This is a genomic window from Frankia sp. AgB1.9 (genome assembly GCF_016786355.1).
In the GTDB taxonomy this organism is placed as follows: domain Bacteria; phylum Actinomycetota; class Actinomycetes; order Frankiales; family Frankiaceae; genus Pseudofrankia.
This window is the reverse complement of sequence record NZ_JADWYX010000188.1, coordinates 1-12,598: the sequence shown is the minus strand read 5'-3', so window position 1 is coordinate 12,598 and position 12,598 is coordinate 1. Positions and strand designations below refer to the sequence as shown.

The following is a 12,598-nucleotide window of genomic DNA, read 5'->3' as shown; positions in this document are numbered from 1 at the left end:
GCTGGCTCGCTACGGAGACAGGGATCACCAGGCGGCGCGGGCTCTCGCCGAGGACACGCTGGAGCGGTGCCGTCGCGGGGGGGGGGGCGCCCCCGCCCCCCCCCCCCCCCTACCGCGCTCCGTGGTGTTCCTGGGTGGACCGAGATCAGGGTCACAAAACACACGGCCCGACCCCCCTCCACGGGGCAGACTCCCGTACACGGGTGTTTCAGACCGATGTCGCTGACTCGGCGAGAGGCCCGATCCCGTGCTGGCGGGTCAGATCGGAGGAGCCGTGGCTGAGCGAACAGGCTGGTGGGGCAGGGTGGTTCACCGGCTCGCGGCTGATGACGACGAGCTGCAGGCGGAGGATCTGCGGCGGGCCGCCGCCGCCGAGGGGGCGGTGCCGATCGGCGGCTGCCGGGACCACGACGAGGCGTGCGTGGCGGGCACCATCCGCTCGGTCACGGTACGCAACCAGTCCGGTGCGCCCAACCTCGAGATCGAGGTCTACGACGGCAGCGGCTGCGTCACGCTGGTGTTCCTCGGCCGCCGGCAGATCCCAGGCCTCGACGCCGGCCGCTCGCTGAAGGCGTCCGGCCGGGTCAACCGGGACGACCGGCGCACGACCATCTTCAACCCCCGCTACGAGCTCCTGCCGGCGCCGAGCCACTGACGCGGCGGTCCGCCCCGGCGGGCCGTCTCCCGCCCGGCTGGTCCGGGTGTGCCCTGGACCGGGCCGGGCTGTCCTGCCGCCGGTGACCGTGAACCGGCGGGGGACAGGCCCCTGCCCGGCGGGTGCGGGCATACTGGCGACAGCCGACGCCAGCCCGGGAGAGTGGATCCATCAGCCTGATGCCAGCCTCTACCCCGCGGGGGGCCGAAGAGCCCGACGTCTTCGCCGCCGAGCCCGGTTCCCGGCCGCCCGCCGACGACCCGTCCGGCCAGCGGCCCGAGCCGCGCCGACCGGGCGATGACGACGAGCGGGCCGAGTTCAAGATCTCGCTGGCCGATTCGATCGGCGGCCCGCGCGGCATCGTCGACAGCACGATGCCGACGATCGCCTTCGTCCTGGTCAACAGTGCCGCCGGGCTGCTGTCCGGGATCATCGCCGCGGCCGTGGTCGCGGTGGCGATCTTCGTCCTGCGACTGGTCCGCCGCGAGCCCAAGCAGCAGGCGGTATCCGGGCTGTTCGCCGTGGCGGTGGCCGGCTTCGTCGCGTCGCGGACGAAGTCGACCAAGGGCTACTTCCTGCCGAGCATCCTGAAGAACGCGGTCGCGATCGTCGTCGGGGTCGCCTCGCTGGCGCTGCGCCGGCCGCTGGCCGGCTACGTGATGGCCGGCTTCGACCAGCGCTACGCGGGCTGGCGGGACCACCGCGACACGATGCGGGCCGCCAACTGGGCGACCGGCGTCTGGATCGTCGTCTACGTCCTGCGCTTCGGCGTGCAGGGCAGCCTGTACTGGGCCGGTGAGACCGGCTGGCTGGAGGCGGCGAACCTGGCGCTAGGGCTGCCGCTGTTCGGCCTCGCGGTGCTGGCGACGCTTGCGATCGTGCGCAGGATGGCCCCGGCCGCCCGGTTCGCCCCGCCCGAGGACGGGCCGTCGGACGAGGCCGCCCCGGCCGGTCAGCCGGCGCGGACGGACAGCGTCGACGAGTAGCGCCGACCGGCCTCCCTGGCGCGAGCCGCTACAGCTCGTCGCCCGTCGTGGCGGCCGCAGACGAGGCGCCTAGCAGCGCGCCGAGCGCCACCTCCGCCTCGCTGGTGACCGCGATGGCGAGCACCTCGTCGCCGGGCTCGAACGTGCTGTCCGGCGACGGGACGACGGCCTGGCCGCCGCGCAGGATCATGACCAGCGCGCAGTCCTGCGGCAGCGTCACCGAGCCGATCGCCTTGCCGACCACCGGCGAGTCCGCGGGCAGCGTGAGCTCGACCAGCGACGCGTCCGACTGGCGGAACTTCATCAGGCGGACCAGGTCGCCGACGCTGACGGCCTCCTCGACGAGCGCCGTGAGCATCCGCGGCGCGGAGACCGCGACGTCGACGCCCCAGCTCTCGGTGAACAGCCACTCGTTCTTGGGATGGTTCACCCGGGCCACGACCCGCGGCACCCCGAACTCGGTCTTGGCCAGCAGCGACACGACCAGGTTGACCTTGTCGTCACCGGTCGCGGCGACCATCACCGCGCAGTCGCCAAGGCCGGCGGACTCCAGCGAGGCCAGCTCGCACGCGTCGGCCTGCAGCCAGCGGGCCTTCGGTAGCGCCGTCGGCCGGATCTTGGCCGCGTCGCGCTCGATCAGCAGCACGTCGGTGCCGTTCTCGAGCAGCTCGGCCGCGATCGACCGCCCGACCTTGCCGGCGCCGGCGATGGTCACCAACTGACGAGTCAACGGAGCACGTCCCCTCTGCTACCGCGAAGTTCTCTGCCGCCGCGAATGCCGCCGTGAAGATCGATCGAGCGCGCCGAGGCAGTGTCCACCACCAGCCTCGCCACCACGAGCATGGTCGCCACTAGGCGCCGGGCTTCGGGTCGGCGCGCACGATCGCGTCGGCCTCGGCGGCCCGCTTGCGGGTGGCCACGATGTGCAGGATGTCGCCGTCCTGCACCATCGTGCGGGCCTCCGGTACGAGGCCGTCGCCGTACCTGGTCACGCAGGCGACCCGCACCCCGGCCTCCAGCTCGATCTCCTTCACCAGCCGGCCGATCCACCCCTTGCTCGGGATGACCTGGGTCATCACGACCTGGCCGCCCTGGTGGGTCCACTCCGGGGTGACCGCGTCGGGCAGCAGCCGGGTGAGGATCTGGTCCCGCGTCCAGCGCACGGTGGCGACGGTCGGGATGCCGAGGCGCTCGTACACCTCGGCCCGGCGCGGGTCGTAGATCCGGGCGACCACCCGCTGGACGCCGAACATCTCCCGGGCGACCCGGGCCGAGATGATGTTGGAGTTGTCCCCGCTCGACACCGAGGCGAAGGCGTCAGCCCGCTCGATCCCGGCCTCGACCAGGGTGTCGCGGTCAAAGCCGACGCCGGTGACCTTGACGCCGGCGAACGACGCTGGCAGCCGGTGGAAGGCCCGGGGGTCCTGGTCGATGACGGCGACGCTGTGCCCGTGCCGCTCCACCTGGAGCGCGAGCGCCGACCCGACCCGGCCGCAGCCGAGGATCACGACGTGCATGGGGCGAGAGCGTAGCCGCGCCGGGGGTCACGGGTCGACGTTCAGCGGTGCGGTAACCGGGCGAGGTCGGATATCCCACGCTCTGTGCACCGTCGGGCTATGGCGCAGCTCACATGCTGATGGGTGGCCGCGGGGGCGTCGATACCATCTGCGCGTGGCGCTCACGGACTGGCTGAAGCGCGGTTTTGTCGGCCGCCCCCTCGACAACAGCCAGTTGGGCGAGACGCTGTTGCCGAAGCGGGTCGCGCTACCCGTCTTCGCCAGCGACGCGCTCTCCTCGGTCTCGTACGCGACCGAGGAAATCCTGCTGGTCCTTTCCCTTGGCGGCCTGGCGTTCTACCACTTCACGCCGTGGATCGCCCTCGTCGTCGTCCTCCTGATGCTGACGGTCGTCGCGAGCTATCGGCAGAACGTGCACGCCTACCCGAGCGGTGGCGGCGACTACGAGGTGGCGACGACCAACCTGGGCGACTCCGCCGGCCTCACGGTCGCGAGCGCCCTGCTGGTCGACTACGTGCTGACGGTCGCGGTGTCCGTCTCGGCCGGTGTCGCGAACCTGACCTCGGCGGTCACCAGCTTCGCGCCGCACCGGGTGCTGATCGCGGTCGTGCTGATCGTGCTGCTGACCATGATGAACCTGCGCGGGGTGCGCGAGTCCGGGACGGCGTTCTCGATCCCGACCTACGGCTTCATCCTCGGCATCTTCGTAATGATCGCCATTGGTGTGGTGAAGATTCTGCTCGGCCACACGCCGCGGGCCGAGAGCGCTTCGTACCACGTCGCCGCCTCTGGTCACTACTCAGGTGTAGCACTTGCCTTCCTCGCGCTGCGAGCGTTCTCCTCCGGCTGCACGGCGCTCACCGGCGTCGAGGCGATCAGCAATGGCGTGCCGGCGTTCCGCAAGCCCAAGAGCAAGAACGCGGCGACCACGCTGCTCCTGATGGGTGTCATCGCGGCGCTGATGTTCGGCGGCGTCACGTTGCTCGCGATGGTCAGCCATGTGCGGGTCGCTTCGGACCCGAGCAAGCTGATCGGCGCGCACGGCGACCAGCCGACCGTCATCGCCCAGGTCGCGGCGAGCGTGTTCGGGCACGGCTCGATCGGGTTCGTCTACATCGCCACCGTGACCGCGCTGATCCTCGTGTTGGCCGCGAACACCGCGTTCAACGGCTTCCCGGTGCTCGGCTCGATCCTCGCCCGCGACGGCTACCTGCCGCGCCAGCTGCACACCCGCGGCGACCGGCTGGCGTACTCCAACGGGATCCTGCTGCTGGCCGGCTTCGCCACCCTGCTGGTCGTCGTCTTCAAGGCGGAGACGACCCGGCTGATCCAGCTCTACATCGTCGGCGTGTTCGTCTCGTTCACCCTCAGCCAGACCGGCATGGTCCGCCACTGGCAGCGCATCCTGCGGTCCCAGCAGGGCGAGGCGGCCACCCAGCCGGGCCGCCGCGTCATCCGCCGCCGCCAGACGATCAACTTCTTCGGCGGCTGCATGACCGGCCTGGTGCTGATCCTGGTGCTGGCGACCAAGTTCGTGCACGGCGCCTTCATCGTGGTCATCGCGATGCCGTTGATCTTCCTGTTGATGAAGTTCATCCGCCGCCACTACGACCGGGTCGCCACGGAGCTGCGGGCCGAGCCCGGCGCGCCGCTGCTGCCGTCCCGGGTGCACGCCGTCGTCCTGGTCAGCAAGATTCACAAGCCGGCCCTGCGGGCGCTCGCCTACGCCAAGGCGACCCGGCCGTTCAGCCTGGTCGCGCTGACCGCGGCGGTCGACCAGGCCGACGCCGAGCGGCTGCGCGACGAATGGCACGAGCGCGGCATCAGCATCGACCTCGTGACGCTGGCCTCGCCCTACCGGGAGATCAGCGGCCCGGTGCTCAAGTACGTCGCCCAGATCCGCCGGGAGAGCCCGCGCGACGTCGTGGCGGTCTTCCTGCCCGAGTACGTCGTCGGCCACTGGTGGGAGCACCTGCTGCACAACCAGAGCGCGTTGCGGCTGAAGGCCAGGCTGCTCTTCCAGCCGGGTGTCATGGTGACGAGCGTGCCCTGGCAGCTGGAGTCCTCGAACCGGGCCGGCGACCGGCCGGAGCGTGAGGGCGCCGGAGCGGTTCGCGGTGGCTGGGCCGGCCCGCGCAGCTCGGTGGCCGTGGGCGTCGGCCTGCCAGCCGGGCCGGCCGGGGCCGCGCCGACGCCCAACGGCCCCGCCGGCACCCCACCGCCCGCCCCACCGCCCGTCGCCTCTGGCCAGGGCGACGAGCCGAAGGGCTAGCCGGCGGTGGCCGACGACTCAGCCGGCTCCGGCGGCGGCGCGGCAGGCAGGCGGGCCGCCCGCGAGGGCGGGTCCGTGCCAGCCGAACGGGAGAGGCTCGTCGAGCTCGAGGTGGGCCGGGTAGCCCACGGCGGGTCCTGCGTGGCGCGCGCCGAGGGCCGGGTCGTGTTCGTCCGGCACGCGCTGCCAGGGGAGCGGGTGCGCGCCCGGGTCACCGACCGTTCGCACGACCGCTACTGGCGGGCGGACGCCGTCGAGATCCTGGAGCCCTCGCCCGACCGGGTGGCGCCACCTTGCCCCCACGCCGGGCCGCGCCGCGCGTCGGGTGCGGCCGGTCAGGCGGCCCTGGGCGGCTGCGGCGGCTGCGACTGGCAGCACGCCACCCTGGCCGCGCAGCGCCGGCTGAAGGCCCAGGTCGTCGCCGAGGCCCTGCGCCGCCAGGGCGGCCTGAGCGCCCACGTCGTCGGCGAAGACGAGAAGGACCAGACCGAGGCCACCGGCCTGGCGATCGCCGTCGAGCCGCTGCCAGGTCCCGGGCTGGGGGACGGGCTGGGCTGGCGCACCCGGATGCGCTTCGCCGTCACGCCGGCGGGCGAGGTCGGCCTGCGGGCGCACCGCTCCCACGAGGTGCTGGCGACGCCCGACTGCCGGATCGCCCACCCGCTCGTCGTGGCGGCCGTGGCCGGGAAGCGCTTCGCCGACGCCGAGGCCGTCGAGGTCGCCGCGAGCGTCAGCTCGGGGCGGGCGCTCGCCCGGCCCACCGGCCGCGGGCCTGCGGCGAGCCAGCGGGCGGCGGCGGACGGGGCCGCGGACCAGGAGCTCGTCGAACGGGTGCGTGGCCGGGAGTTCCAGGTCGACGCGGGCGCCTTCTGGCAGGTGCACCCAGCGGCTGCGGGGACCCTCGTCGACGCGGTGCTGGCCGCGTTGGAGCCCCAGCCGGGCGAGCGCGCCCTGGACCTCTACTCCGGCGCCGGGCTGTTCGCCGCGTTCCTCGCCGAGGGTGTCGGCCCGGACGGCCAGGTGATCGCGCTGGAGTCCGATGCCGCCGCCGTCGCCTCGGCGGCGCGGAGCATGGCCGACCTGCCCTGGGTCTCCGTCCGCCCGGTCCGGGTGACCGCCAAGACCGTCCAGGGCGCTGTAGGCCTGGCGGGCAGGACCGGCCCGGGTGGCCTGGCGGGCAGGACCGGCCCGGGTGGCCCTGCGGGCAGGACCGGCCCGGGTGGCCCTGCGGGCGGCGCGGGAGTCGACGGTGGCCGCGCGATCGACGTGGCGGTGCTCGACCCGCCGCGCGCCGGTGCCGGCGTCGACGTGCTCACCGCGCTGCTGGGGCTGCGCCCGCGCGCGGTGGCCTACGTGGCGTGCGACCCGGTCGCGCTCGGCCGGGACCTCGCCGTCGCGGTGTCCTGCGGCTACCGGGTCAGCGACGTCCGGGCGTTCGACCTCTTCCCGATGACGGCCCACATCGAGTGCGTCGCCCGGCTGGTGCCGGCCTCCTGACCGCGGTGATCGCCAGTTTGGCCCTGCGGTGGACGTAGAAATGCCCGGATCACAACCACCGGAGGGCTCAAACGGCGATCACTGCCACCAAGGTGGGTGGCTTGATGCGCGCGGCCGGCAGTCGTGGGCGCCGTTTGGCTTCGAGGGGTAGTCGCTTGACCGACATGGCGTGGCGGCCGAACGGCGGTAGGTTCAGATGAGTACCGGCGCACCGACGAGAAGTCGCCGCGGCGGAGTGTGGATTCTAGCGCCAGCGGTGGAAATTGACCCGCGAGTGTGTCGATCTCACATGTCGGGTGCCGGTCCCATGGCCGTCATCTGGTCAGGCTAGGCTTTCCCGGACCCCGGGACCGAACCCCAGTCGGGGGAGGGAGTGCACGCCGTGACGTTGTTGTCGACGATCAACAGCCCACAGGACGTCAAACGCCTCGACCCCGAGGAGCTGCCCGCTCTGGCCGCGGAGATCCGTGATTTCCTGATCCACGCGGTTGCGCGCACAGGCGGCCACCTCGGTCCGAATTTGGGCGCGGTCGAGCTGACGTTGGCAATTCATCGGGTATTCGACTCGCCTTTTGACCGCATCCTCTGGGACACCGGTCATCAGTCCTATGTGCACAAGATGCTGACGGGACGCACAGGCGCGTTCGACAAGCTGCGCCAGCGCGGCGGCATGTCCGGCTACCCGAGCCAGAGCGAGTCCGAGCACGACATCATCGAGAACTCGCACGCCTCGACCGCGCTTTCCTACGCCGACGGCCTCTCCCGCGCGTACGCCCTGCGCGGCGAGGACCGGCACGTCGTCGCAGTCGTCGGTGACGGCGCCCTGACCGGCGGCATGTGCTGGGAGGCGATCAACAACATCGCCGCCGGCGACCGCCGCGTCGTGATCATCGTGAACGACAACGGCCGCTCCTACGCGCCGACGATCGGCGGCCTCGCCGACCACCTGGCGGCGCTGCGACTGGCGCCCGAGTACGAGCAGGTGCTCGACGTCGTCAAGCAGGTCCTCGGCCGCACCCCTCTGGTCGGGGCTCCGCTGTTCGACGCGCTGCACGGCATCAAGCGCGGTATCAAGGACGTCGTCCAGCCGCAGGGCATGTTCGAGGACCTCGGCCTGAAGTACGTCGGCCCGGTCGACGGGCACGACCCGGCCGCGATGGAGCAGGCGCTGCGCCGGGCGAAGGACTACCACCGCCCGGTCATCGTCCACGCCGTCACCCGCAAGGGCTTCGGCTACCCGGCCGCCGAGCAGGACGAGGCCGACCAGTTCCACTCGGTCGGCGTCATCGACCCCAAGACCGGGAAGTCGACGGCCGCCAAGAAGGGCCAGGCCTGGACGAGCGTCTTCTCCGACGAGATCGTCCGGATCGGCGCGGAGCGGCCCGACGTCGTCACGATGACCGCCGCGATGCTCCAGCCGGTGGGCCTGCACGCGTTCGCCAAGGCCTTCCCGGACCGGGTCTTCGACGTCGGCATCGCCGAGCAGCACGCGACCACCTCGGCCGCGGGCCTCGCGATGGGCGGCCTCAAGCCGGTCGTCTGTATCTACGCGACCTTCCTGAACCGGGCGTTCGACCAGGTCCTGATGGACGTCGCGCTGCACCGCCAGCCGGTCACGTTCGTCCTGGACCGCGCCGGGGTCACCGGCGAGGACGGGGCGTCGCACAACGGCATGTGGGACATGTCGATCATGCAGGTCGTTCCGGACCTCGCGATCGCCGCGCCGCGTGACGAGGTGACGCTGCGCGCCCTGCTGCGCGAGGCGGTCGCCGAGACCGAACGGCCCAACGTCATTCGCTTCCCCAAGGGCTCCGTCGGCGCCGAGATCCCGGCGATCGACACGGTCGGCCCGGTGGACGTGCTGTTCCGCGAGCCGGCGGTCGCGCGTCACCGTGAGGTGCTGCTCGTCTCGATCGGCGCGATGGGCACCACCTGCCTGGAGGTCGCCCGCCGGGTGGCCAGCCAGGGCATCGGGATCACCGTCGTCGACCCGCGCTGGGTCAAGCCGGTGCCGGCCGAGATCGTCGAGTTGGCCCGCGACCACGACCTGGTCGTAACGGTCGAGGACAACGGCCGGGTGGGCGGCGTCGGTGCCGCGATCGCGCAGGCGCTGCGTGACGCCGACGTGGACGTCCCGCTGCGCGACTTCGGTATCGCCCAGCGCTTCCTCGACCAGGGCAAGCGCGACGAGGTGCTCGCCGACGTCGGCCTCGCCCCGCAGGACCTGGCCCGCAAGGTCGTCGAGGCGGTCGCCCGTCGCCAGCCCGCGCTCGCGGAGGACCCGGGCGCGACCGTCCCGGCGCCGGCGACCGAGCCGAACGCCGTGAAGGCCGCCAAGGGCTCGCCGCGGCAGCGGGGTGCCTCGGAGTAGTCAGCACGTAGCACGACCGGATCGGTCCCGGCCGCGCTGCTCAGGCCACCCGCCTGAGCCGCGCGGCCGGACCGGCTTCTAGGCTTGCCCGGTGGACTCCAACCCGACCCCGACCCCGGCGGCGCAGACCGATCGTCCCGCGGGGCCCGAGGGGACGGCGCAGTCCGGGCCGGCGGCGCAGCCGGGGGAGACCGGGCCTGGGCGCGCCCGCCGGGGCGGAGCGCTGGCCTGGGTGGTGCGTGGAGCCCTGCTGCTGGCCGGTGTGCTGCTGATCGTCGCGCTCGTGCGCGGCTGGCACGACGTGTCGACGTCGATCCGCCGGCTCAGCGTCGCCGGCGTCATGGGGTCGGCCGTGGCGACCGTGGTCGCCGTCGGGCTGACCGTGCTGTCGTGGCGGGCCGTGCTGGCCGGCCTGGGCGCCCGCCTGCCGGTGCGGGCCGCGACGAGGATCTTCTTCGTCGGGCAGGTCGGGAAGTACATCCCCGGCAGCGTGTGGCCGGTGCTCGCGCAGATGGAGCTGTCCCGCGACTACGGGGTGTCCCGGCCGCGCTCGGGCGCTGCGAGCCTGATCGTGCTCGCCCTCGCCGTCCCCTGCGGCGGCCTGGCGGCCGCCGTGACTCTTCCCTTCGTCTCCCGGGATGCGCTCACCCACTACTGGTGGACGTTCGTCGCGGTGCCCGTGTTCGCGGTCGTGCTCGCGCCACCGGTGCTGAGCCGGCTGCTCGCGGTCGCCTTCCGGCTGCTGCGCCGCCCGCCGCTGCCCGACCCGCTCACGACGCGGGCCGTGCTCGCCGGCGCCGGGTGGCTGCTCGTCAGCTTCGGCTGCTACGGCGTCGCGACCTTCATGCTGGCCCGCGACCTGGCCCCGGCGGTCGGAGGACCTCGCCTGCTGGCCCTGTCCGTCGGCGGCTACGCCCTGGCCTGGACGGCGGGCTTCCTCGTCCTGGTGCTACCGGCCGGCGCCGGAGTGCGGGACGGCGTGCTGCTGCTGGCGCTGGCCCCGGCGCTGACCCACGAGGCGGCTCTGGTGGTCGCTGTTGTCGCCCGCGTGCTGGCGACCGTCGCCGACCTCGTCTGGGCCGGTGTGGGCGTCGCCCTGCGGCCCCGGGGCGCCGGGCGAGGGCCGCTGCCGGACGGTACCGATCAGCCGGAGCCCGCCGCGGCGCAGGTCGCCCGGCACCGCCTCGCCAGCCGTCGCTGACGGACCCGCCGAACCGGCTCCCGGGCGGGCTGACCGCCCGGGAGGGGGCCCCGGCTACTCGTCGTCCGGCGCCTGCTGCGGCCCCTTGGAACGGCGCCAGGGCTTGGTGAGGAAGGCCTCGGCCTCCGCCATCGCGACGGCGACCCTGGGCAGGTCACGGTTGGCCGGGAAACAGATGTAACGAGGCTCCCAGCCGGGCCTGAACCGGGTGTTGAACCGGTAGAGGCTCTCGATCTGGAACCAGCGCGACATGAAGACCAGTAGCCATTTGGTGCCGCGTGCCACCGGGCCGGCGCCGAGTCGGCCGCCGTGCTCCAGCAGTTGGCGGAAGGCGGCGAAGTTCAGCGAGATCCGCCGGATGCCCAGCTCCTTGCCCGACCGGACGGCGGCGACGATGAGCAGCTCCGTCACCCCGTTGTCGGCCCGCGGGTCGCGCAGCATCAGGTCGAGCGACATCCCGTCGCGGCCCCAGGGCACGAACAGCAGCATCCCGCGCGGCTCGCTGACGCCAGACCCGCCGGAGGCTTGTGGCGTGGGCGACGCCTGGCATGGCTTGTTCCCGGAGGCTGGCTCGGGCCCGGGGCCGTCCACCGGCTCGGGCCGGCTCGCGGCGGTGACCAGAACGCATTCCGCGGCCCACGGGGCGACCTGGCCCGGGACTGTCGGGTCCGCGGGGTCCTCGGAGAAACGGCCGAGGGCCATCGAGAAGCCCCGCTCCGGCTCGGAGCCGCGCCAGGCCCGGGCCGCCCGGCGCAGCGCGGCCAGCTCGGCCGCCGGCACGTCCTTCAGCCGCCGGGCGGTCGTGGTGTAGCCGGCTCGTTCGGCCCGGGCCACCGCCTGGCGGACGCCACGCATCGGCCGGCCCTCGAGGCTGAAGTCCTCCACCGACAGCACGGCCTCGTCGCCGAGCTCCAGCGCGGTCAGGCCGGACCTGGTCCAGGCCGTCCCGCCGTGCGCCGAGCAGCCGATCACGGCCGGGACCCACGCGTGGCTGGCGGCGACGCGCAGGAACTCGGTGATCGCGCCGGGCCACGCCTCCCGGTCGCCGATCGGGTCGCCGCTGGCGAGCATCACCCCGGACAGGACCCGGTAGGCGATCGCGGACTTCCCGGACGGCGACCAGATCACCGCCTTGTCGCGGCGCAGCGCGAACCAGCCGAGCGAGTCGTCACTTCCGTGCCGGGCCAGCAGCCCGATGAGCCCCGCCTCGTCGTCGCAGTTGTGCCGCGGGAACGGGTGCGCCGGGCGCAGCGCCATCCAGGTCGGCACCGCCGCGGTCAGCAGCCCCATCCCGGCGAGCGTCCGGCTGATCACGCGGTCGGCCCGCGGCGACGGGATGTTCACCGGGCCGTGCGCCCCGACGAGCCCCAGAACCACGTGCTCAAGCTGTTCGGACAGCGGGTAGTGGCCGATCAGGTGCCGGGCCCAGCCGATCCGCAGCATCGCGATCCCGATCAGCAGCGACATCGTGAACAGCGCGATCAGCGCGCCGAGCGCGTGCCACCGGCTGGACGGGTCCGGCTCGGCGTGGAAGTCCCGATGGCGGTACATCAGCCACAGGGCGAAGACGGCCGAGCCGATCGCGTCGTCGTAGTCGAGGCCCTTGAGCACATGCAGCACGGTGCTCGCGGCGGTCAGCGTGAGCACGAGCTGCCAGGCGCGCCGCTTGCGGCGGGCCAGGCCGTGCGCGAGCAGGATCAGCAGGACGCCGACGAGCACCGTCAGCGTCCGCGCGTGCTCCGGGATGTAGCCGGGCAGGACGCTGCGCAGCTCGACCACCCGGCCATGCCCGGGCGGCGTGACCGCCGACAGGATGTCGAGCAGACCGATCACGTAGGCGAGCAGGGCGGCTATCCGCGGCGTCGCACCCCGCCGCCAGCCCTCCGGCGGCGTCCTGCCGGAGTCCGCGCCGCTGCTCCGAGGGCGCCCCGGAATCCGGTCGGCGAACCATCCAGGAATGTGGCGTCGACCTCCTTCGAGCCGTCCCGCTCGCGCGGCCCCGCCGGGCCGCGGGGCGCCGGGGGGGGGGGGGGGCCCCCCCCGGCCCCCCCCCCCCCGGGGGCCCCCCCGGGGGGGGGGGGGCCCCCCCCCCGGGCCCC

Annotated in this window: 9 protein-coding genes; 6 read left to right on the top strand and 3 right to left on the bottom strand. The window is 73.4% G+C overall.

Annotated features, from left to right (window positions below):
- Positions 1-274: 274 nt before the first annotated feature.
- Together I6A60_RS38990 and I6A60_RS38985 are read left to right on the top strand one after the other, a co-directional pair.
- The gene (locus I6A60_RS38990; protein WP_203011922.1) at positions 275-655 is read left to right on the top strand and encodes an OB-fold nucleic acid binding domain-containing protein; all 381 of its coding nucleotides are present in this window, start codon (positions 275-277) and stop codon (positions 653-655) included.
- 179 nt (positions 656-834) lie between these two features.
- Positions 835-1,641, top strand: coding sequence for a DUF3159 domain-containing protein (locus tag I6A60_RS38985; RefSeq protein WP_203011923.1), 807 nt, complete (start codon positions 835-837; stop codon positions 1,639-1,641).
- A 28-nt stretch (positions 1,642-1,669) separates the two neighbouring features.
- Here the strand turns inward: I6A60_RS38985 and I6A60_RS38980 are convergent, their stop codons facing one another.
- Positions 1,670-2,371, bottom strand: coding sequence for a TrkA family potassium uptake protein (locus I6A60_RS38980; protein WP_203011924.1), 702 nt, complete (start codon positions 2,369-2,371; stop codon positions 1,670-1,672).
- A 121-nt stretch (positions 2,372-2,492) separates the two neighbouring features.
- Positions 2,493-3,158, bottom strand: a complete 666-nt coding sequence (locus I6A60_RS38975) for a TrkA family potassium uptake protein (RefSeq protein ID WP_203011926.1) — start codon at positions 3,156-3,158, stop codon at positions 2,493-2,495.
- Positions 3,159-3,312: 154 nt separating this feature from the next.
- Between I6A60_RS38975 and I6A60_RS38970 the strand changes: the two genes are divergently transcribed.
- The 4 genes from I6A60_RS38970 (at position 3,313) to I6A60_RS38955 (ending at position 10,499) form a co-directional block, all read left to right on the top strand.
- Entirely contained in the window at positions 3,313-5,430 is a 2,118-nt protein-coding gene (locus tag I6A60_RS38970; RefSeq protein ID WP_203055848.1) for an APC family permease, read from the top strand.
- A gap of 6 nt (positions 5,431-5,436) precedes the next feature.
- Complete coding sequence (locus tag I6A60_RS42490) at positions 5,437-6,927, top strand: class I SAM-dependent RNA methyltransferase (protein ID WP_203021356.1); 1,491 nt, start codon at positions 5,437-5,439, stop codon at positions 6,925-6,927.
- 382 nt (positions 6,928-7,309) lie between these two features.
- Positions 7,310-9,298 carry a 1-deoxy-D-xylulose-5-phosphate synthase gene (gene dxs, locus I6A60_RS38960; RefSeq protein ID WP_203021355.1) on the top strand — a complete coding sequence of 663 codons (1,989 nt, stop codon included), beginning with the start codon at positions 7,310-7,312 and terminating at the stop codon, positions 9,296-9,298.
- 91 nt (positions 9,299-9,389) lie between these two features.
- Complete coding sequence (locus tag I6A60_RS38955; protein ID WP_203021354.1) at positions 9,390-10,499, top strand: lysylphosphatidylglycerol synthase transmembrane domain-containing protein; 1,110 nt, start codon at positions 9,390-9,392, stop codon at positions 10,497-10,499.
- 54 nt (positions 10,500-10,553) lie between these two features.
- Here I6A60_RS38955 and I6A60_RS38950 read toward each other — a convergent pair whose 3' ends face one another.
- Complete coding sequence (locus tag I6A60_RS38950) at positions 10,554-12,332, bottom strand: phosphatidylglycerol lysyltransferase domain-containing protein (RefSeq protein WP_307874096.1); 1,779 nt, start codon at positions 12,330-12,332, stop codon at positions 10,554-10,556.
- Between the last annotated feature and the right edge of the window lie 266 nt (positions 12,333-12,598).